This window comes from Streptomyces sp. NPDC002328 (assembly GCF_042890065.1).
Lineage (GTDB): Bacteria > Actinomycetota > Actinomycetes > Streptomycetales > Streptomycetaceae > Streptomyces.
On record NZ_JBIARQ010000009.1, the window covers coordinates 159,156 to 178,510 of the forward strand.

At 72.7% G+C, this 19,355-nt stretch carries 18 protein-coding genes; 8 read left to right on the forward strand and 10 right to left on the reverse strand.

All coding sequences use genetic code 11. The features are described from left to right. Positions 1 to 12 precede the first annotated feature (12 nt). The 4 genes from ACFYX4_RS23420 to ACFYX4_RS23435 all read left to right on the forward strand — a co-directional run bounded on the left by ACFYX4_RS23420 (position 13) and on the right by ACFYX4_RS23435 (position 4,042). Positions 13 to 687 carry an urease accessory protein UreF gene (locus ACFYX4_RS23420; protein WP_389336508.1) on the forward strand — a complete coding sequence of 225 codons (675 nt, stop codon included), beginning with the start codon at positions 13 to 15 and terminating at the stop codon, positions 685 to 687. A gap of 181 nt (positions 688 to 868) precedes the next feature. Continuing rightward, a complete protein-coding gene (ureG, locus tag ACFYX4_RS23425) occupies positions 869 to 1,546 on the forward strand; it encodes an urease accessory protein UreG (protein ID WP_389336511.1) in 678 nt (225 codons plus the stop codon). A gap of 1 nt (position 1,547) precedes the next feature. Next, the gene (locus ACFYX4_RS23430) at positions 1,548 to 2,303 is read left to right on the forward strand and encodes an urease accessory protein UreD (protein ID WP_389336514.1); all 756 of its coding nucleotides are present in this window, start codon (positions 1,548 to 1,550) and stop codon (positions 2,301 to 2,303) included. Positions 2,304 to 2,443: 140 nt separating this feature from the next. Beyond that, positions 2,444 to 4,042 carry an alpha/beta hydrolase gene (locus ACFYX4_RS23435; RefSeq protein ID WP_389336516.1) on the forward strand — a complete coding sequence of 533 codons (1,599 nt, stop codon included), beginning with the start codon at positions 2,444 to 2,446 and terminating at the stop codon, positions 4,040 to 4,042. Positions 4,043 to 4,160: 118 nt separating this feature from the next. Here the strand turns inward: ACFYX4_RS23435 and ACFYX4_RS23440 are convergent, their stop codons facing one another. From ACFYX4_RS23440 to ACFYX4_RS23465, 6 genes are all read right to left on the reverse strand, one after another. Next, positions 4,161 to 4,883 (reverse strand): lysophospholipid acyltransferase family protein, encoded by a 723-nt coding sequence (locus ACFYX4_RS23440; protein WP_389336519.1) that lies wholly within the window; start codon positions 4,881 to 4,883, stop codon positions 4,161 to 4,163. 145 nt (positions 4,884 to 5,028) lie between these two features. Beyond that, positions 5,029 to 6,273 carry a PP2C family protein-serine/threonine phosphatase gene (locus tag ACFYX4_RS23445; protein ID WP_389336522.1) on the reverse strand — a complete coding sequence of 415 codons (1,245 nt, stop codon included), beginning with the start codon at positions 6,271 to 6,273 and terminating at the stop codon, positions 5,029 to 5,031. A gap of 114 nt (positions 6,274 to 6,387) precedes the next feature. Continuing rightward, positions 6,388 to 8,934: a SpoIIE family protein phosphatase gene (locus ACFYX4_RS23450; RefSeq protein WP_389336525.1), complete on the reverse strand. Its 2,547-nt coding sequence runs from the start codon at positions 8,932 to 8,934 to the stop codon at positions 6,388 to 6,390. A gap of 103 nt (positions 8,935 to 9,037) precedes the next feature. Then, complete coding sequence (rocD, locus tag ACFYX4_RS23455; protein WP_389336528.1) at positions 9,038 to 10,267, reverse strand: ornithine--oxo-acid transaminase; 1,230 nt, start codon at positions 10,265 to 10,267, stop codon at positions 9,038 to 9,040. Further along, a complete protein-coding gene (ddaH, locus tag ACFYX4_RS23460) occupies positions 10,264 to 11,076 on the reverse strand; it encodes a dimethylargininase (RefSeq protein WP_389336531.1) in 813 nt (270 codons plus the stop codon). The genes rocD and ddaH overlap by 4 nt, the downstream gene beginning before the upstream one ends. A gap of 125 nt (positions 11,077 to 11,201) precedes the next feature. Next, positions 11,202 to 11,705 carry an Lrp/AsnC family transcriptional regulator gene (locus tag ACFYX4_RS23465; RefSeq protein ID WP_389336534.1) on the reverse strand — a complete coding sequence of 168 codons (504 nt, stop codon included), beginning with the start codon at positions 11,703 to 11,705 and terminating at the stop codon, positions 11,202 to 11,204. 191 nt (positions 11,706 to 11,896) lie between these two features. Here ACFYX4_RS23465 and ACFYX4_RS23470 point away from each other — a divergent pair, with 191 nt between their 5' ends. From ACFYX4_RS23470 to ACFYX4_RS23485, 4 genes are read left to right on the forward strand one after another with little or no spacing between them, the layout of a single operon-like run. Then, complete coding sequence (locus ACFYX4_RS23470; protein ID WP_389336537.1) at positions 11,897 to 12,655, forward strand: LytR/AlgR family response regulator transcription factor; 759 nt, start codon at positions 11,897 to 11,899, stop codon at positions 12,653 to 12,655. A 2-nt stretch (positions 12,656 to 12,657) separates the two neighbouring features. Next, on the forward strand, positions 12,658 to 13,026 hold the full coding sequence (locus tag ACFYX4_RS23475) for a hypothetical protein (RefSeq protein ID WP_389336540.1): 369 nt from the start codon (positions 12,658 to 12,660) through the stop codon (positions 13,024 to 13,026). Between the two features lie 46 nt (positions 13,027 to 13,072). Then, on the forward strand, positions 13,073 to 14,797 hold the full coding sequence (locus tag ACFYX4_RS23480; RefSeq protein ID WP_389336543.1) for a cation acetate symporter: 1,725 nt from the start codon (positions 13,073 to 13,075) through the stop codon (positions 14,795 to 14,797). Continuing rightward, on the forward strand, positions 14,794 to 15,999 hold the full coding sequence (locus ACFYX4_RS23485) for a sensor histidine kinase (RefSeq protein ID WP_389336546.1): 1,206 nt from the start codon (positions 14,794 to 14,796) through the stop codon (positions 15,997 to 15,999). The genes ACFYX4_RS23480 and ACFYX4_RS23485 overlap by 4 nt, the downstream gene beginning before the upstream one ends. A 60-nt stretch (positions 16,000 to 16,059) precedes the next feature. Here ACFYX4_RS23485 and ACFYX4_RS23490 read toward each other — a convergent pair whose 3' ends face one another. The 4 genes from ACFYX4_RS23490 to ACFYX4_RS23505 form a co-directional block, all read right to left on the reverse strand. Further along, complete coding sequence (locus tag ACFYX4_RS23490; RefSeq protein ID WP_389336549.1) at positions 16,060 to 16,230, reverse strand: hypothetical protein; 171 nt, start codon at positions 16,228 to 16,230, stop codon at positions 16,060 to 16,062. Positions 16,231 to 16,299: 69 nt separating this feature from the next. After that, positions 16,300 to 17,250 (reverse strand): cytochrome c oxidase assembly protein, encoded by a 951-nt coding sequence (locus tag ACFYX4_RS23495; protein ID WP_389336552.1) that lies wholly within the window; start codon positions 17,248 to 17,250, stop codon positions 16,300 to 16,302. Positions 17,251 to 17,345: 95 nt separating this feature from the next. Beyond that, positions 17,346 to 18,371: a 6-phosphofructokinase gene (locus tag ACFYX4_RS23500; protein WP_389336555.1), complete on the reverse strand. Its 1,026-nt coding sequence runs from the start codon at positions 18,369 to 18,371 to the stop codon at positions 17,346 to 17,348. A 241-nt stretch (positions 18,372 to 18,612) separates the two neighbouring features. After that, a complete protein-coding gene (locus tag ACFYX4_RS23505) occupies positions 18,613 to 19,341 on the reverse strand; it encodes a type 1 glutamine amidotransferase (RefSeq protein ID WP_389336558.1) in 729 nt (242 codons plus the stop codon). Between the last annotated feature and the right edge of the window lie 14 nt (positions 19,342 to 19,355).

Consider the following 19,355-nt stretch of genomic DNA (forward strand, 5'->3'; position numbering starts at 1 on the left):
GGCGAGGTCGACATGACACGGGCAGCGCTGCTCGTCCTGGCCGACGGCCGTTTCCCCGCCGGCGGGCACGCCCACTCCGGCGGGGCGGAGGAGGCGGTGAAGGCCGGGCGGATCACCGGGCCGGAGAGCCTGGAGTCCTTCTGCCGGGGGCGGTTGCACACGGCGGGGCTGGTCGCGGCGGGGATCGCCGCGGCGGCCGCGGCGGGGGCCGACCCGGCGGAGCTGGACGCCGCGGCCGACGCGCGGACGCCGTCGCCGGCGTTGCGGCTCGTCGGGCGCAAGTTGGGGCGGCAGTTGATGCGGGCCGCTCGGGCGGTTTGGCCCAGTGCTGAACTCGACGCCCTGGCATGTCAGTTCCCCAAGGGCGCGCACCAGGCCGTGGTGCTCGGTCTCGCGGCTCGTTCGGCGGGGCTGGGGCCCGAGGATGCCGCGTACTGCGCGGTGTACGAGAGCGTGAGCGGGCCTACTTCGGCTGTGGTGCGGTTGTTGAGTCTTGATCCGTTCGCGGCTGTGGGGGTGTTGGGGCGGTTGGCGCCGGAGCTCGATCGGGTGGTCGACCGGGCCGTGTCCGCGGGGGTGGCCGTCCTGGATGGGGGGGTGGGGGTGCTTCCCTCGGCTTCCGGACCGTTGCTGGAGATCGGGGCGGAGGTGCATGCGGGGTGGGCTGTGCGGTTGTTCGCCTCGTAGAGGGGGTTCGCCTCCTAGAGGGGGGTTCGCCCCCGCCGCCCCTACCCGTTCCGTACCTGGGGGGCTGCCGCCCCCAGACCCCCCGCTTCGGCCCTGGACGGGCCTCGTCCTCAAGCTCCCCCAGAGGGGGGACCCCCAGACGGGCTGTTTTCGCCCCGCGTATCTCGTGAAGGAGCCGTACATGCATCTTGATCATTCTCATCACGGTCCCGCCGCCGTCAGTGCCGACGCCCGGCGTGGGGACGGGACTCTGCGGGCCTTGCGGATCGGGCTCGGGGGGCCCGTCGGGTCCGGGAAGACCGCTACCGTCGCCGCGCTCTGCCGGGTGCTGCGGGACGAGTTCTCGCTCGCCGTCGTCACCAATGACATCTACACGCGCGAGGACGCCGAATTCCTGCTCAGGGAGGCCGTGTTGCCGCCCGAGCGGATCGCCGCCGTCGAGACGGGGGCCTGTCCGCACACCGCGATCCGGGACGACATCTCCGCCAACCTCGAAGCCGTGGAGGACCTGGAGGACGAGGTCGGGCCGCTCGATCTCGTGCTCGTGGAGTCCGGCGGGGACAACCTCACCGCCACCTTCTCCAAGGGGCTCGTGGATGCGCAGATCTTCGTCATCGACGTCGCCGGCGGGGACGACATCCCCCGCAAGGGCGGACCCGGGGTCACCACCGCCGACCTGCTCGTCGTCAACAAGACCGACCTCGCGCCGTACGTCGGCTCCGACCTCGCCCGGATGGCCGCCGACGCGAAAGCGCAGCGCGCCGAACTGCCGGTCGTCTTCCAGTCGTTGCGCAGTGAGAGCGGGGTGTCCGACGTCGCCGCGTGGGTGCGCGAGCGGCTCGCCGCGTGGACGGCGTGACATGAGCGGTGTGCACGCCACCGCGCGGATCGTCGCTCGGGCGGACGGGCGCGGGGGGACCTCGCTGCCCGTCCTGGAGAGCGACGGGCCGCTCGCGCTCAGGCGCACCCGCGGCAGCGCCGGAGGCGACGCCCGGGTCATGCTCGTCGGGGCGATGAGCGGGCCCCTCGGCGGCGACCGCTTCGCCGTCGAGGCGGCCGTCGAAAGCGGCGCGCGGCTGCGCGTCGGCTCGGCTGCCGCCACCATCGCCCTGCCGGGCCAGACCAAGGGCGAGGCCCGCTACGACGTACGGATCGACGTCGCCGACGGCGGCGAACTGCACTGGCTGCCCGAGCCGTTGATCTCCGCCCGGGGCAGCGACCTGCACGTCACGACCCGTGCCGACCTCGCGCCGGGCGCGCGGCTCCTGCTGCGGGAGGAGCAGGTGCTCGGACGGGCGGGGGAGGAACCCGGGCGGCTCACCAGCCGTCTTGTCGTACGCGTCGGCGGACGGGCCCTGCTGGACCAGGAGTTGGCCTGCGGGCCCGGAGCGGGTGGAGGATGGGACGGGCCCGCGGTGCTCGGGGGACTTCGGGCGGTGGGGCAACTCGTCCTCGTGCGGGAGGAGTTCGGGGAACGGCCGGTCGAGGCGCGGGTGCTCGGGGACGGCGCGGCGCTCATGCCGCTCGCCGGTCCGGCCGCCCTGGTGACCGCCGTCGCCCCCGACGGGCTGCGGCTGCGGCGTCTGCTGGACGAGGCCCTCAACTCGCTGACCTGAGTCGGCCGTTCATCCGGTGAGCGGGCGTGTCGTTCCGGTTATCGGATTGGCAAAGAAGCCCGACGACACCTGTTCTCAGCAACCTCACAGCCGCGAGGATCCCCCCTGACTGTCACAACTAGGCACGGGGAGATTCCCACTTGAGGGACATACGACCGAACAGGCGCACCGCGGCGATCGGCTCGGCCGGCGCAATCGTCGCCGCCACCCTGATCGCCGGCGCGGTCGCCGCGCCCACCGCGAGCGCGGCCGGCGGGCAGCCCGGCCAGGACCGGGAGATGCGCGGCGCGGCCGTCGCCGCGGAACGCGCCGCCAAGGCCGGCATCGACTGGCGGGACTGCCCCGCCGACTGGGGCCTGGAGAAGCCGATCCAGTGCGGCTGGGTCACCGTCCCGCTCGACTACGCCAAGCCCGACGGCAAGCAGATCAAGCTGGCCGTCGACCGCATCGGCAACACCGGGACGAAGGAGGAGCGCCAGGGCGCCCTCGTCTACAACCCGGGCGGCCCCGGCGGCTCCGGCCTGCGCTTCCCGCGCCGGGTCACCACCAAGGCCCCCGTGTGGACCAACGTCGCCAAGGCCTACGACTTCGTCGGCTTCGACCCGCGCGGCGTCGGCAAGTCCGCGCCCATCTCCTGCGTCGACCCGACGGAGTTCGTCAAGGCGCCCAAGGCCGACCCGGTCCCGGACAGCGAGGCCGACAAGCTCGCCCAGATCAAGCTGGCCCGCAAGTACGCCGAGGGCTGCTACGAGCGCAGCGCCGAGATGCTGCCCCACATGACCACGCCGAACACCGCGCGCGACCTGGACGTCATCCGCGCCGCCCTAGGCGAGAAGAAGCTCAACTTCCTCGGCGTCTCCTACGGGACCTACATCGGGGCCGTCTACGGCACGCTGTTCCCGGGCCACGTCCGCCGCATGATCGTGGACAGCGTCGTCAACCCGTCCCGGCAGAAGATCTGGTACGAGGCCAACCTCGACCAGGACGTCGCCTTCGAGATGCGCTGGAAGGACTGGCAGGACTGGGTCGCCGCCAACGACGCCACCTACCACCTCGGCACCACCCGCGCCGCCGTCCAGGCCAAGTGGCTCGAACTGCGCGCCACCGCCAAGAAGAGCCCCATCGGCGGGGTCGTCGGCCCGGCCGAGCTGATCTCCTTCTTCCAGAGCGCCCCGTACTACGACTCCTCGTGGGCGCCGGTCGCCGGCGTCTTCAGCAAGTACTTCGCCGGTGACACCCAGGCCCTCGTCGACGCGGCGGCCCCCGACCTCACCGACACCGTCGGCAACGCCTCCTCCGAGAACGGCAACGCCGTCTACACGGCCGTCGAGTGCGCCGACGCCAAGTGGCCGACCAGCTGGCGGACTTGGAACCGCGACAACACGCGGCTGCACAAGGATCACCCGTTCATGACCTGGGCCAACGCCTGGATGAACCTGCCCTGCGCCTTCTGGCCGACCAAGCAGCAGACCCCGGTGAACGTCAAGAGCCACAAGGACCTGCCGCCGGTGCTGATCGTGCAGGCCGAGCGGGACGCGGCCACCCCCTACGAGGGCGCCGTCGAACTGCACGACCGCTTCAAGGGCTCGCGTCTGATCACCGAGAAGGGCGCCGGCTCCCACGGCGTGACCGGACTGGTCAACTCCTGCGTCAACACCCGGGTGAACGCCTACCTCCTCACCGGTGAGGTGGACACCGCGGACGTGACCTGCGCCCCGCACGCCACGCCCAAGCCGTAAGGACTCGGCTCCCGTAGAACCGCCGTACGACGACACCGCCGTACGAGGACGACACCGCCGTACGACGACGAGGGGCGGCCGGATCGCACCGGCCGCCCCTCGCCCCTGTCCGCCCGCCTCAACTCAGCGGCAGCCGCGGGAACTTGCGCGCCTTCTCCTTCGCGGCGGCCTCCTCGGCCTTGACCACGGCCGCGTACTCGTCGACGTACTCCTGGGCCGACAGCGTCAGGATCGCGTACATGATCTCGTCGGTGATCGCGCGCAGCACGGCCTTCTCGTTCTCCATGCCCTCGTAGCGGGAGAAGTCGAGGGGCTCGCCGAAGCGGATCGCCACGGGGTGGACGTTCGGGATCACCTTGCCGGGCGGCTGCGCCTCGAACGTGCCGATCATCGCGCACGGCACGACGGGCACTCCCGCCCGCAGAGCCATCACCGCCACGCCGACCTTGCCCTTGTACAGGCGGCCGTCGTGCGAGCGGGTGCCCTCCGGGTAGATGCCCAGCAACTCGCCCTTGCTCAGCACCCCGAGACCCTCGCGGATCGCGGCCTGGCCGGCCTCCTTGCCGGAGCGGTCCACCGGGATCTGCCCCGCGCTGCGGAAGAACGCCGCGGTCAGCCGGCCCTTGAGGCCGGGCCCGGTGAAGTACTCGGCCTTCGCGAGGAACGTGATGCGCCGCTTGAGGATCGCGGGCATGAGGAAGTGGTCCGAGAACGACAGGTGATTGCCCGCGACGATGGCCGCGCCGGTCGCCGGGACATGCTCCAGGCCCTCTATTCGCGGCCGGAACACCACTCTCAGCAGCGGTCCCAACACCACGTACTTCAGCAGGTAGTAGAACAAGGGATCGCTCCTCAATCCGGCGGAACGGTTCGACCGCCGCGTTCCAGCAGGTCAATCGGCATGGTGTGGGGTGCAAGTGTAGGCGTGGGCGGGGGCCGCCGGAACCCGGCTGCTTGACGGTGCGTCACCATCGGCGCGAAAGCTTTCACAGCCGCACGATCACAAGGGCCGTGTCGTCCGTCGAGCCCCCGTGCGGCAGCAGTTCCAGCAGCACCGCGTCGGCCAGGGCCTCGGGGTCGTCGTCCCGGTGCCGGGCCAGGGAGTCGGCCAGCCGGCCCAGACCGGTGTCCAGATCCTCGTGCCGCCGCTCCACCAGACCGTCGGTGTACAGGGCGAGGGTGGCGCCCGGCCCGAAGGCGGTGGTGGCCTGCGGCCGGGGGACCGGGTCGGGGCGCGCGTCCAGCGGGGGATCGGTGGCACGGTCGAGGAACTCCACCCGGCCGTCGGCGTGCACGAGCACCGGCGGGGGGTGCCCGGCGCTGCTGTAGGCGATGGTGTGGTGGTCGAAGTCGATGAACGTCGTGACCGCCGTGGCCGATTCCGCGCCGTCCACGACATGGGCGTACCGGCCGAGGACGTCCAGCGCCTGGGCGGGCCCGACGGCGACCCGTGAGGCGGCGCTCAGCGCGCTGCGCAGCTGCCCCATCACCCCGGCGGCCTCCAGACCGTGCCCGACGACGTCCCCGACGGACACGCCGACGCGGCGGCCGCCGACCAGGTCCACCAGGTCGTACCAGTCGCCGCAGACGTTGAGCGCGCCGACCGCGGGCCGGTAGCGCACGGCGGCTCTGAGGTGCCGCACCGAAGTGCGCGCGGGCAGCATCGCCTCCTGGAGGGCGAGGGCCACCTCCCGCTCGCGGGCGTGGGCCAGCCGCAGGCGCTCGTTGAGCTCCTGGAGCTCACGGGCCCGCGTGTACAGCTCGGCCTCCAGCACCCGGGCCCGGCTCGCCGCCCGGCCGCCGGCCCAGCGTCCGCCGCGCGCCCGGATCAGCTCCGTCACCTCCTCCACCCGGTGCACGACGAGCTCCACCGAGCCGTCGGGCCCGATCACCGGCGCGTTGACGGGGCTCCAGTAGCGCTCCTCCCACTCGCCGGGCCGGTCGTGCGACTCGACGTCGTAGCGCTGGAGGGCCATCGCGTCGCGCTCGCCGGTGGCCAGGACGCGGTGCAGCGAGGCCTCCAGGTTGCGCATGCCGCTCGCGGCGGGGTCATGGGGGTTGTCCGGGAAGACCTCGAAGACATGGCGGCCGACCATCTGATCGCGCCGGCGCCCCGCCACCCGCAGGAACTCCTCGTTGGCGTCGGCGTACACGAGCCGCGGGGTCAGCAGGGCGACCATGCCGGGCAGGGCCTGGAACACCGCCGCGTAGTCGATCTCCGTGTCGTTCATGACCCGTGCCCCATCTGCCGGTTTTGCGTCATTTTCTCATGGGGGCGGGATGCCGCTTCTCACACGGGGGAGGGGCTGGTTTCCCACGTGGGGTGAGGCGCGGGCCGCGATCCGTCACACGCCGGGGCGGGGCAGGGACTGCTCCGCCCAGATGATCTTCCCTTCGGGGACGAAACGGGTGCCCCAGCGCCGGGTGACCTGGGAGACCAGCAGCAGCCCCCGGCCGCCCTCGTCCGTCGTGCGCGGATGGCGCAGATGGGGCGCGGTGGCACCGCCGTCGTGGACCTCGCAGACCAGCGCGCGCCCGCGGATCAGCCGCAGCCGGATCGGACCGGAGGCATAGCGGATGGCGTTGGTGACCAGCTCGCTGACCACCAGCTCCGTCGTGAACGACAACTCCGCGAGCCCCCAGTCGGCCAGCCGGCGGCTCGCCGACTTGCGGGCCTCGGCGACCGCGGCCGGATCGGCGGGCAGCTCCCACACCGCGACCCGGTCGGCCGGCAGCCGCCGGGTCCGGGCCATCAGCAGGGCCACGTCGTCGTGCGGACGGGCCGGCACGAGCGCGTCGATCACGGTCCGGCAGCTCAGGTCGAGCGAGGACGCCCGGATCTCCAGGGCCTGCCGCAGCCTGGTCCGGTCCACGTCGAGCGCCCACTGCTCGCCCTGCGCCAGCAGCCCGTCCGTGTGCAGCGCCAGCGTGGTGTCCTCCGGCAGCGTCAGCACCGCCGACTCGAACGGCGGGCCGCCCACGCCGAGCGGCGGCCCCTGCGGCAGGTCGACGAACGCGACCGTGCCGTCCGGCTCGACGAGGGCCGGCGCGGGGTGCCCGGCGGCGGCCATCGCGCACCGCCCGTCGACGGGGTCGTAGACGACGTACAGACAGCCCGCGCCCACCGCCTGCGCGCCGCCCGTGCCGTAGGCGTCACCCGCGTCACCGCCGCCCCCGCCGTCACCCGCGTCCCCGCCGTCACCCGTGTCGGAGGCCTCCGTCTCGCCGCCGTCCTCGTGGGCCCGGCTGCCGACCAGGTCGTCCAGGCGGGCCAGGACCTCGTCGGGCGGCAGATCCATGGCGGCGAGCGTCCGTACGGCGGTCCGCAGCCGGCCCATGGCCGCGGCGGCGTCGATGCCGTGCCCCGGCACCTCGCCCACGACGAGCGCCACCCGGGCCCCCGACAGCGGGATCAGGTCGTACCAGTCGCCGCCGAGCCCGGTCAGCTCGTCCGCCGGCCGGTAGCAGGCGGCCACCTCGACGGCGTCCTGCTCGGGCAGCCGGCGGGGGAGCAGATTGCGCTGGAGCGCCAGCGCGGCGTCGCGTTCACGGGTGTAGCGGCGGGCGTTGTCCACGCAGACCGCCGCCCGCGAGACCAGGTCCTCCGCCAGGACGACGTCGTCCGCGTCGAAAGGTTCCTGCGTGCCGCGCCGCAGGAACGTGGTCACGCCGAGGGTCGTCCCGCGCGCCCGTACCGGTACGACCAGCACACTGGGCGGCTCCGCCGCACCGCCGACCGACGGCAGCGCGGGCCCCCACCCCTCGTCCTCGACCCCGAGCCGCGCCACGCTCCACGGCTGCCCCGAGGCCAGACAGCGCACAGGTGGCGAGCCCCCCGGATACACGACGACGCCCCCCGCCCCACCGGACCCCGTCCCACCGGAACTCTCCGCGCCCTCTCCGCCCTCCACCGCTCCCGCGCCGCCCGACCGCCGGCCGGCCCGCCGCAGCGCCACGGACCCGCCGGGCCTCGCCGTCTGCCGCGCGCCGGGCTCCGCCCCGCGGAACACGGCCTCCAGCAGATCCACGGCGACGGCGTCCGCGAACCCCGGCACCGCCACCTCGGCCAGCTCCTGCGCCGTCCGCGCGATGTCCAGGCTGCGGCCGATGCGCCGGCCGGCCCGGTCCAGCAGCGCGAGGCGCTGACGGGCGCGGTGGCGGTCGGTGATGTCGACGACCGTGTAGTAGACGCCCATCGGATGGCCGTGCTCGTCGTCGAGCCGGGTGAACGACAGCATGTGCGCCGTCTCCCGGTGCGGGGCGGCGCGCAGCCGCCCCACGTGCTCGTACCCGAGGACGGGTTCACCGGTGTCGAGGACGTGCCGCATCTGCGTCTCGACCGCCAGGGCGTCGAAGCCGGGCTGCACGTCGGCCAGCCGCAGCCCGAGCCGGCGCTCGGGCGGCCCGCCGCCGAACCGGGTGAGCGCGGCGTTGGACCACACGAACCGCAGCTCGGTGTCGACGATCGCGATGCCGATCGGCGCGCCGCCCACCATCTGCTCCAGCACGGACCTGCTCATGCTCCAGCCCGGCGCGTCGCCGATCTCGTTGAGCAGCACCAGCCAGCGGGCGGGGCCGCCGGGCTCGTCGGCCGAGGTGATCCGGGCCATCACCGGCACCGGCTCCTGGTCCTTGCGGCGGGCCGACAGCAGCCCCGCCCACCCGCCGTCCCGGCGGCACCGCTCCAGGACGTCCGGCACCCGTCCGGCGTCCCCGAGCATCAGCAGCCCGGTCAGATCCTTGCCGACCGCCTCGCCGCCCGCGTACCCGAGCAGCCGCTCGGCGTCCCTGGTCCAGCTGGTCACCACACCCCGAGCGTCGAGCAGCAGCGGCGCGGCGTCCGCCACGTCGAACCGCCGCCGGGCGGCGCGGCCCTCGTCGTGTGCGCCCACGGTCGACCTCTCTGTCGCTGACAGTGGTCTACCACCTCTCGCCCCCATCTTCACCCTCCCCGCCGTCAACGCACACGACGAGGAGACGAGACGCCGCAGCCCGCTACACCAACACCCTCGCCAACCCGTCCAAAGCGGCCTCCAGCTCCTCCCGGGTGATCGTCAGCGGCGGGGCCAGGCGGATGGTGGAGCCGTGGGTGTCCTTGACCAGGATTCCCTCCCGCAGCAGCCGCTCACCGATCTCCCGGCCGCTGCCCACCCCGGGGTCGACGTCGACGCCGGCCCACAGCCCGCGCGAACGGAAGCCGACCACTCCCTTGCCGACCAGCGCGGTCAGACCCTCCCGCAGAACGGAGCCCAGCTCCTCCGCCCGCCGCTGGAACTCGCCCGTCTCCAGCAGCTCCACCACCGCGGTGCCCACCGCCGCCGCCAGCGGATTGCCGCCGAACGTCGAGCCGTGCTCGCCCGGCCGCAGCACGCTCAGCACCTCCCGCCGCGCCACCACCGCCGACACCGGCACGATCCCGCCGCCCAGCGCCTTGCCCAGCAGCACCATGTCGGGGACGACCCCCTCGTGCTCCACCGCCAGCGTCCGCCCCGTGCGGCCCAGGCCGGACTGGATCTCGTCCGCGACGAACAGACAGCCCGCCCGACGGGTCAGCTCCCGCACCCCCGCCAGATAGCCGTCGTCGGGGATCACGACCCCCGCCTCGCCCTGGATCGGCTCGATCAGCACCGCCGCCGTCGTCTCGTCGACCGCCGCCTCCAGCGCCGCGAGGTCGTTGTACGGCACGATCCTGAACCCGGGCGTGAACGGCCCGAACCCGGCCCGCGCCGTCTCGTCCGTCGAGAAGCTCACGATCGTCGTCGTCCGGCCGTGGAAGTTCTCCGCGGCGACCACGATCGTCGCCCGGTCGGCCGGCACCCCCTTCACCTCGTACGCCCACTTGCGGGCCACCTTGATGCCGCTCTCCACGGCCTCCGCGCCCGTGTTCATGGGCAGCACCATGTCAAGGCCGGTCAGCTCCGCCAGCCGCTCGGCGAACTCGGCGAGCCGGTCGTTGTGGAACGCCCGCGAGGTCAGCGTCAGCCGGTCCAGCTGGCGGTGCGCGGCCTCGACCAGCGCCGGGTGCCGGTGGCCGAAGTTCAGCGCCGAGTAGCCGGCCAGCATGTCGAGGTACCGCCGCCCCTCGACGTCCTCCACCCACGCGCCCTCGGCACGGGCGACGACCACGGGCAGCGGGTGGTAGTTGTGCGCGAGGACGGGCTCCTCGGCCCGGATCAGATCGGCGGAGGTACGCGTACGCGGGGGAACACCGGCGGGAGCGGTCATGAGCGGATCTCCTGAGTGCAGCACTTGATGCCACCGCCGGCCTTCTGGAACTCGGACAGGTCGACGGGGACGGGGACGTAACCGCGCTCCTCCAGCCGCGCGGCGAGGGCCTCGGCCCGGGGGGCGATGAACACATGACGGCCGTCGGACACCGAGTTCAGCCCGAACGCCAGCGCGTCGTCGCGGGTGGCGAGCACCGCGTCCGGGTACAGCCGCGCCAGCACCTCCCGGCTGCCCGGCGAGAACGCCTCCGGATAATAGGAGACGTTGTCGTCGTCCAGCACGAACAACGCCGTGTCCAGGTGGTAGAAGTGCGGATCGACCAGCGTCAGGCTGATCACCGGGTGCCCGAAGAACTCCTGCACCTCCCGGTGCGCCTCCCGGGTCGTCCGGAACCCGGTGCCGGCGAGCACGTACCGGCCCGTCCACACCAGGTCCCCCTCGCCCTCGCAGACGGACTCGGGGCGGTGGACGTCGTAGCCCGCCGTCTTGAACCAGGTGTCGTAGTGGACGGACTCCGGACGCCGCTCGGGCGCGTGGAAGAGGGAGCCGAACACCCGGCCGCCCACGACGATCGCGGAGTTCGCGGCGAAGACCATGTCGGGCAGACCGGGAGCCGGCTCGACGGCGTCCACGGTGTGGCCGTGGGCGCGGTAGGCGCGGATCAGGGACTGCCACTGGTCCCGCGCGAGATCGACGTCCACGGGTGTGTCGGGGTGCATCCAGGGGTTGATGGCGTACTGCACGGCGAAGTGTCTGGGTTCGCAGACCAGGAAGCGCCGGGAGCGCGGCACACGGCTGACGGTCACAGAGGGGTTCCTCCGCTTTCCTGCGGTGTCGACTTGGGGTTGACACCACGGTAGAAAGCGACGGGGACGCCCGACAAGCGACGAGCGCTGCGTGTCGACGCAGGATCACTGCGCAATTTCCTCGCTCAGCGCACTTCTGCTGCGTCGTCCGGGGCCGCGTGGGTGGCGCCGGCCTCCGGGCTCTCCGGCAGCAGATGCGACAGCACCATCACACTGATCGTCTTCCGGATGAACGGCTCCACCCGGATCCGCTCCAGCACCTCCTCGAAGTGCTCCACGTCCCGCGCCCGCACGTGCAGCAGCGCGTCCGCGCCGCCCGTCACCGTCATCGCCGCGGTGATCTCCGGATGATTGCGCACCACCTCCGCCAGCCGCCGCGGCGGCGCGGCCCCCTCGCAGTACACCTCCACGTACGCCTCCGTACGCCATCCCAGCGCCGCCGGCTTCACCGTGGCCGTGAAGCCCGTGATCACCCCCGACTCCCGCAACCGGTCCACCCGGCGCTTGACCGCCGTCGCCGACAGCCCGATCGCCGTCCCGATCTCGGCGAAACTGGTCCGGGCGTTCGCCATCAGCGCGGTGAGGATCTTCCGGTCGAGCTCGTCGAAAGGGGCGGGGCCGCTGTTCATGCGGGCACTGTATCCAGCGGACACCACCGGGCAGCGGTCTGCGGACACCCCCGGGCAGCGGTCTGCGGACACCACCGGGCAGTGATCGGCGGAACCACCGGGCAGTGATCGGCGGACATGTCCGGGCGAGCGGCCGGCGGACCCGTCCGGGACATGTCCAGCCGTACCGATCGCCCCTAGACTCCACCTTCATGCTGCGCGCCCTCGCCGTCGACGACGAACGCCCCTCGCTGGAGGAGCTGCTGTACCTGCTCTGCGCCGATCCGCGGATCGGCAGCGTGGAGGGCGCGGGCGACGCGACCGAGGCGCTGCGCCGGATCAACCGCGCCCTGGAGTCGGGACCGGACGGTCCCGAGGCCATCGACGTCGTCTTCCTCGACATCCAGATGCCCGGCCTCGACGGCCTCGACCTGGCCCGGCTGCTCACCGGCTTCGCCCGGCCGCCGCTGGTCGTCTTCGTCACCGCCCACGAGGACTTCGCCGTCCAGGCCTTCGACCTCAAGGCCGTCGACTACGTCCTCAAACCCGTCCGCAAGGAACGCCTCGGCGAGGCGGTGCGCCGGGCCGCCGAACTGCGCGGCGCCGCCCGCGCCGCCCCCCAGGTACCCGTCCACGAACCCGACCCCGACCACATACCCGTCGAACTCGGCGGAGTGACCCGGTTCGTCGCCGTCGACGACATCACCCACGTCGAGGCCCGCGGAGACTACGCCCGGCTGCACACCGACCGCGGCAGCCACCTCGTGCGGATCCCACTGTCCACCCTGGAGGAACGCTGGCGCACCCGCGGCTTCGTCCGCATCCACCGCCGCCACCTCGTCGCCCTGCGCCACATCGGCGAACTCCGCCTGGACGCCGGCACGGTCAGCGTCGTCGCCGGCGGCGAGGAACTCCAGGTCAGCCGACGCCACGCCCGTGAACTGCGGGACCTGCTGATGAGGAGGCCGTAGCGGTGCCCCAGGACCCCGCCGAGCGCCGCGTCGTCGTCACCGGCCCGCCCCGCGGCAGTCGGCGCAGCCGCCGCACCTCCGGCTACCACCGCCCGCGCACCGAGATCGACGAGCAGACCACCCTCGGCCACACCTACGTCCGCTCCCTCATGCGCACCCAACTGCGTGCCGCGCTCACCGTGTTCGCCGTCCTCGCCCTCCTCGTCGGCCCGCTGCCCCTGCTGTTCGCGGCGCTGCCCGACGCCCGCCGCCTGGAGTGGGCGGTCCTCGGCTTCGGTGTGTACGCCCCGCTGATCCTGCTCGCCCGCTGGTACGTCCGCCGCGCCGAACGCAACGAACGCGACCTGGTGCGCCTGGTCGAGGACCGATGACGCACGGGACCCGCGAAGACCGACGCCACCCGGAAGCCGACCCCCGATGAACTCCGCGTTCGCCGTGCCCGCCGTCGCCCTCGTCGTCGTGGCGACCGTCCTCGTCGGCGCCTTCGGCCTGCGCATCTCCCGCACCACCTCCGACTTCTACGTCGCCTCCCGCACCGTCGGCCCCCGCCTCAACGCCGCCGCCATCAGCGGCGAGTACCTCTCCGCCGCCTCCTTCCTCGGCATCGCCGGACTGGTCCTCGTCCAGGGCCCCGACATGCTCTGGTACCCGGTCGGCTACACCGCCGGCTACCTCGTCCTGCTCCTCTTCGTCGCCGCCCCGCTGCGCCGCTCCGGCGCGTACACCCTCCCCGACTTCGCCGAGGCCCGCCTCGCCTCACCGGCCGTCAGACGCCTCGCGGGCGCCTTCGTCGTCGGCGTCGGCTGGCTCTATCTGCTGCCCCAACTCCAAGGCGCGGGACTGACGTTGACGGTCCTCACCGGCGCGCCCGACTCCCTCGGCGGACTGATCGTCGCCGTCGTCGTCACCGCGACCGTCGCCGCCGGCGGAATGCGCAGCATCACCTTCGTGCAGGCCTTCCAGTACTGGCTCAAGCTCACCGCGCTCCTCGTGCCCGCCCTCTTCCTGGCCCTGGCCTGGCAGGGCGACGGCGCGCCCCGGCACGCTTTCGAGGAACCGCCCGCCTTCCGCGAGCAGCGGACCGTCCGCGTCGACGACACTCTCGACCTCCGACTGGACCGGCCGCTGACCGTGACGGTGACCGGCACCGTCGACGGCCGCCGCCACGAGGCCGCCGAACTCCGCCTCCCCGCCGGCACGCACCGGATCGACCGCGGCACCCGCATCGCCTTCCCCGCCGGGGCCGCCGTCCCCACCGCCGACCGCGGCAGCAACGGCGGCATGTCGACCTCCCTCGCCGCCGGCCGCGAGGAACGCCCCCTGTACGCCACGTACGGGCTGATCCTCGCCACCTTCCTCGGCACCATGGGCCTGCCGCACGTCGTCGTCCGCTTCTACACCAGCCCGCACGGCGTCGCCGCCCGCCGCACCACCGTCGCCGTCCTCGCCCTGATCGGCGGCTTCTACCTGCTGCCGCCCCTCTACGGGGCCCTCGGTCGCCTCTACGCCCCCGAACTCGCCCTCACCGGCGACGCCGACGCCGCCGTCCTGCTCCTGCCGGACCGGGTGATCGGCGGCCTCGGCGGCGATCTGCTGGGCGCGCTGGTCGCCGGCGGGGCCTTCGCCGCGTTCCTGTCCACGGCGTCGGGCCTGACGATGGCCGTGGCCGGCGTGCTCGCCCAGGACGTGCTGCCGACCCGGGGCGTCGGCCACTTCCGGCTGGGCACCGGCCTCGCCATGGCCGTGCCGCTCGCGGCGAGCCTGCTGGTGGGCGGGCTCCCGGTGGCCGACGCGGTGGGGCTCGCCTTCGCCGTCTCCGCGTCCTCGTTCTGCCCGCTGCTGGTCCTCGGCATCTGGTGGCGGCGGCTGACCCCGCCCGGCGCCGCAGCCGGGATGCTCGTGGGCGGCGGCTCGGCCTTCGCCGCCGTCGCCGCGACCATGGCGGGCCTGCCGGTGACCGGCACCCCGCACGCCCTGCTGGCCTGGCCGGCCCTGTGGTCGGTGCCCCTGGGCTTCCTCACCATGGTCGCGGTCTCCCTGGCCACCCCGGCCAGGGTCCCGGCCGGGACGGCGGCTATCCTGGCCCGCTTCCACCTGCCCGAGGAACTGCGCGCCGAGGAACTGCGGGAGGTACGGGCATGAGCGGCTTCCTGGCGGGCCTGTGCATCGCGATCCTGCCCTTCCTCGCCGTCGGCTTCTGGCTCGGCCGGCGCACCGCCCGCCCCGAGACCCTCGGCGGCCTCGGCACCCCCGTCGAGCACGCCACCTTCCAGACCCTGCACACCGCCTCCCTCGCCGCGCCCCCGCTGCGGGCCGGCCTCACCGAGGAGACGGCCCGCAAGTCCGCCCGCCGGCTGCGCACCCTCCTCGGCACGGACGCCCTCTGCCTCACCGACCACCAGCGGGTCCTCGTCTGGGACGGCGTCGGCGACCACCACCGCACCGAGATCATGGCCCGGCTCACCGGCCCCCTGGAATCCGGCCGCGGCGAGGCCTTCCCGCTGACCTGCCACGCCCCCGACTGCCCCGTCCGCTGGGCCGTCGTCGCCCCGCTCACCGTCGATGACCGGGTGCACGGCGCCCTCGTCGCCTGCGCTCCCCGCGAGTCCGCCGTCCTCGTCCGCGCCGCCGGCGAGGTGGCCCGCTGGGTCAGCGTCCAGCTGGAGCTCGCCGACCTCGACCGCTCCCGCACCCGGCTCATCGAGGCCGAGATCAAGGCCCTGCGCGCCCAGATCTCCCCGCACTTCATCTTCAACTCGCTCGCGGTGATCGCCTCGTTCGTCCGCACCGACCCCGAACGCGCCCGTGAACTCCTCCTGGAATTCGCCGACTTCACCCGCTACTCGTTCCGCAGGCACGGCGACTTCACCACTCTCGCCGACGAACTGCACGCCATCGACCACTATCTGGCCCTGGTCCGCGCCCGCTTCGGCGACCGTCTCGCCGTCACCCTCCAGATAGCCCCCGAGGTCCTCCCCGTCACGCTCCCGTTCCTCTGCCTCCAGCCCCTGGTGGAGAACGCCGTCAAGCACGGCCTGGAGGGCAAGGCCGGCACCTGTCACATCCAGATCACCGCGCAGGACGCCGGCGCGGAGGCGCTCGTCGTCATCGAGGACGACGGCGCGGGCATGGATCCCGGCCTGCTGCGCCGCATCCTCGCGGGGGAGGTCAGCCCCTCCGGCGGCATAGGGCTGTCCAACGTCGACGACCGGCTCCGCCAGGTGTACGGCGACGACCACGGCCTCGTGATCGAGACCGCGCCCGGGGCGGGCATGAAGATCACCGCGCGGCTGCCGAAATACCAGCCGGGAGTGCACTCCGCCGCCCGCCCCGGGCCCGGGTAGATCTCAGGTCGTGCGAGCTCTGGTGCGAGCTCTGGTGGTGCGAGCTCTGGTCGTGCGATCTCAGGTCGTGCGCATCACGACCAGTGCGAGCGTGATCAGCCCGAGCACGACCCAGCCGAACCACAGCCAGCCGTTGCTGCCGAGCGCCACCGTGTAGGCCGTCACCATGACGAGACCGCCGAGGGTGAGCACCCCCATGGTCTTCGTCGAACCGTCCGTGGAACCGGGCATCGCGACACCCTCCTCCGGCACACCCTCCTCAGGGTGCGTCCCCCTCCATGGTGCCCTGCTTCCGGCCCATCAGCCCCGGCGTGCGTTCAGCGAGGCCAGATACGCGTTGTAGGCCTCCAGCTCCTTGTCCCCGTCACGGTCGGCGGCCCGGTCCTTGCGCTTGGCCTGCCGCTGCTCGGAGCGGTACCACTGGAACAGCAGCGCGATCAGCACCAGCACCGACGGGATCTCGCTGAACGCCCAGGCGATGCCGCCGGCCGCGTTCTGGTCGGCCAGCGCGTCGATGCCGAGGGAGGCCGGCGGATTCTCGAACGACTTGACCATCGGCGTCGAGGCCATCATCAGCGCGATGCCGAAGAACGCGTGGAACGGCATGCCCGCGAACAGCTCCAGCATCCGCATCAGATAGCCGGGCCGGCTGGGCCCCGGGTCCACGCCCATGATCGGCCAGAAGAAGAACACGCCGACGGCGAGGAAGTGCACCATCATCCCGACGTGCCCCGCCTTGGAGCCCATCAGGAAGTCGAACAGCGGGGTGAAGTAGAGCGCGTACAGGCTCGCGATGAACAGCGGGATCGTGAAGGCGGCGTGCGTGACGACCCGCATGTACCGGCTGTGCAGCAGCATCAGCAGCAGCTCGCGCGGCCCCTTGCGCCCCCTGCCCGCGGTCGGCAGCGCGCGCAGCGCCAGCGTGACCGGCGCGCCGAGCAGGACGAGGATCGGCGACAGCATGCTGATCACCATGTGCTGCACCATGTGCACGCTGAACATGACCATGCCGTAGTCGTTCAGCTTGGTGCACATCATCAGCGCGATGCTCAGCACCCCGGCGACGAACGCCACGGTCCGCCCCACCGGCCAGGCGTCCCCGCGCCGCCGCAGCCGGACGACGCCCCACGCGTACAGACCGAGCCCGGCCAGACAGGCGACGAGGAAGAACGGGTCCGGTGACCACTGGAGTCCTTCCCCCAGCGTGAACGGCGGCAGATCCATGGTCGTCCCATGCCCGCTGTGATCCATGCCGCCGGCTCCTGATTCGTGGGGGGTTGTACGTTTCCAGCCCCCCAAGACTAGGCCTGCCCCCGGCGACCGTTGTCACCGGGGGCGAGGCGGAGCTACAGCACGGTCTCCGCCTCGGCGTACCGCTCGTCCGGCACGGTCTTCAGCGTCTCCACCGCCTCCGCCAGGGGCACCATCACGATGTCCGTGCCGCGCAGCGCCGTCATCTGCCCGAACTCGCCCCGGTGCACCGCCTCCACCGCGTGCCAGCCGAACCGGGTCGCGAGCACCCGGTCGTACGCGGTGGGCGTGCCACCCCGCTGCACATGGCCGAGGATCACCGGCCGGGCCTCCTTGCCGAGCCGCGACTCCAGCTCGACCGACAGCTGCCGGGCGATCCCGGCGAACCGCTCGTGCCCGTAGATGTCCTTGCCGCCCTCGTCGAAGGCCATGCCGCCGGGGCGGGGCTTGGCCCCCTCGGCCGCGACGACGATCGCGAACCGCTTCCCCGCCTCGAAGCGCTCCCCGACCCGCCGGGCCAGCTCCTCGATGTCGAACGGACGCTCCGGCACGACGATGGCGTGGGCGCCGGCCGCCATGCCGGAGTGCAGCGCTATCCAGCCGGTGTGCCGTCCCATGACCTCGACGACGAGCACCCGCTGATGGGACTCGGCGGTGGTCTTCAGCCGGTCGAGTGCCTCCGTCGCGACACCGACGGCGGTGTCGAAGCCGAAGGTGACGTCGGTGACGGCGATGTCGTTGTCGATGGTCTTCGGCACGCCCACGACGGGCAGCCCGCTGTCCGACATCAGCCGGGCCGCCTTGAGCGTGCCTTCACCGCCGATCGGGATGACGGCGTCGAGGCCGAGTTCCTCGACATGGCCCTTGGCCCGCTCCACGCCGTCCCGCAAGTGGGAGGGCTGGACGCGGGAGGAGCCGAGGATGGTGCCGCCGCGGGCGAGGATGCCGCCCACCGCGTCGAGGTCGAGCTTGAGGTAGTCGCACTCCAGGAGGCCCTTCCAGCCGTCCCGGAAGCCGATGACCTCGTCGCCGTGGTCGACGACGGCACGGTGCACGACGGACCGGATGACGGCGTTCAGGCCGGGGCAGTCGCCGCCGGACGTGAGGACACCAATGCGCATAGCCCGATAAACCTTCTCCACGTGGGCCGGGTCCGGACCACGTTGTCCGGCTCGATCCCCGCCACCCTAGCGGCAGGAGGGGGCGGGACCGAAGCACACGTCCGCCTGCTGGACGTGCCCGCTCACCTGTGCGGATGCACCGTCAGACGGGCTGCTGACGGTGCACCGAACATCAGATGAACATACGACTCACGCAGGCTGCTGTGCAGCAGTGACTACGCAGGCTGCTGCGCAACAGTGATCACGCAGGCTGCTGCGCAGCCGCGATGCGCTCGTTGCGGAGCGCCTCGTACCAGCGGTCGTCGCTCGGCGGCAGCGCGTTCACGTCGAGCGCCAGCTTCAGCAGCAGGTCCGCGATGAGCGGGTTGCGGGCCAGCACCGGGCCGTGCATGTACGTACCGAACACGGTGTCGTTGTACGCGCCCTCGGTGCCGTCGCCCGTGCCGTTGCCCTTGCCGAGCTGGACGCGGGCGAACGGGCGGGCGGTGGGCCCGAGATGGGTGATGCCCTGGTGGTTCTCGAACCCGGTCAGCGGCGGCAGCCCGAGGCGCGGGTCGATGTCGGCGAGGACGTCGCCGACGCACCGCTCGCCCTCGCCGCGCGTCGTGGTGACGTCCAGCAGGCCGAGGCCCGGCTCGCGCTGCCCGAGGTCGTTGACGAACTCATGGCCGAGGATCTGGTAGCCGGCGCAGACCGCGAACACGATCGCGCCGTTCTGCACCGCCTGGTACAGATGCCCGTCACGGCGCAGCCGCTCGGCCGCGAGCCGCTGCGGACGGTCCTCGCCGCCGCCGATGAGGTAGATGTCGCCGGAGGTCGGGATCGGCTGGTCGCTGCGCACGTCCAGACGGGCCACGTCCAGGCCGCGCTGCCGCGCCCGGCGCTCCACGACCAGGACGTTGCCCTGGTCGCCGTAGGTGCTGAGCAGGTCCGGGTAGATCCAGACGACCCTCAGCTGGTTGTCGCTCATCAAGTGCTCGTCCC

What these genes read in the sequence shown, in the direction of transcription:
- ACFYX4_RS23480 (WP_389336543.1), top strand. Translation starts at nt 13,073, where the DNA reads ATGAACTCCGCGTTCGCCGTGCCCGCCGTCGCCCTCGTCGTCGTGGCG.
- ACFYX4_RS23495 (WP_389336552.1), bottom strand. Translation starts at nt 17,250, where the DNA reads ATGGATCACAGCGGGCATGGGACGACCATGGATCTGCCGCCGTTCACG.
- ACFYX4_RS23420 (WP_389336508.1), top strand. Translation starts at nt 13, where the DNA reads ATGACACGGGCAGCGCTGCTCGTCCTGGCCGACGGCCGTTTCCCCGCC.
- ACFYX4_RS23465 (WP_389336534.1), bottom strand. Translation starts at nt 11,705, where the DNA reads ATGAACAGCGGCCCCGCCCCTTTCGACGAGCTCGACCGGAAGATCCTC.
- ACFYX4_RS23500 (WP_389336555.1), bottom strand. Translation starts at nt 18,371, where the DNA reads ATGCGCATTGGTGTCCTCACGTCCGGCGGCGACTGCCCCGGCCTGAAC.
- ACFYX4_RS23430 (WP_389336514.1), top strand. Translation starts at nt 1,548, where the DNA reads ATGAGCGGTGTGCACGCCACCGCGCGGATCGTCGCTCGGGCGGACGGG.
- ACFYX4_RS23485 (WP_389336546.1), top strand. Translation starts at nt 14,794, where the DNA reads ATGAGCGGCTTCCTGGCGGGCCTGTGCATCGCGATCCTGCCCTTCCTC.
- rocD (WP_389336528.1), bottom strand. Translation starts at nt 10,267, where the DNA reads ATGACCGCTCCCGCCGGTGTTCCCCCGCGTACGCGTACCTCCGCCGAT.
- ACFYX4_RS23470 (WP_389336537.1), top strand. Translation starts at nt 11,897, where the DNA reads ATGCTGCGCGCCCTCGCCGTCGACGACGAACGCCCCTCGCTGGAGGAG.
- ACFYX4_RS23445 (WP_389336522.1), bottom strand. Translation starts at nt 6,273, where the DNA reads ATGAACGACACGGAGATCGACTACGCGGCGGTGTTCCAGGCCCTGCCC.
- ACFYX4_RS23505 (WP_389336558.1), bottom strand. Translation starts at nt 19,341, where the DNA reads ATGAGCGACAACCAGCTGAGGGTCGTCTGGATCTACCCGGACCTGCTC.
- ACFYX4_RS23490 (WP_389336549.1), bottom strand. Translation starts at nt 16,230, where the DNA reads ATGCCCGGTTCCACGGACGGTTCGACGAAGACCATGGGGGTGCTCACC.
- ureG (WP_389336511.1), top strand. Translation starts at nt 869, where the DNA reads ATGCATCTTGATCATTCTCATCACGGTCCCGCCGCCGTCAGTGCCGAC.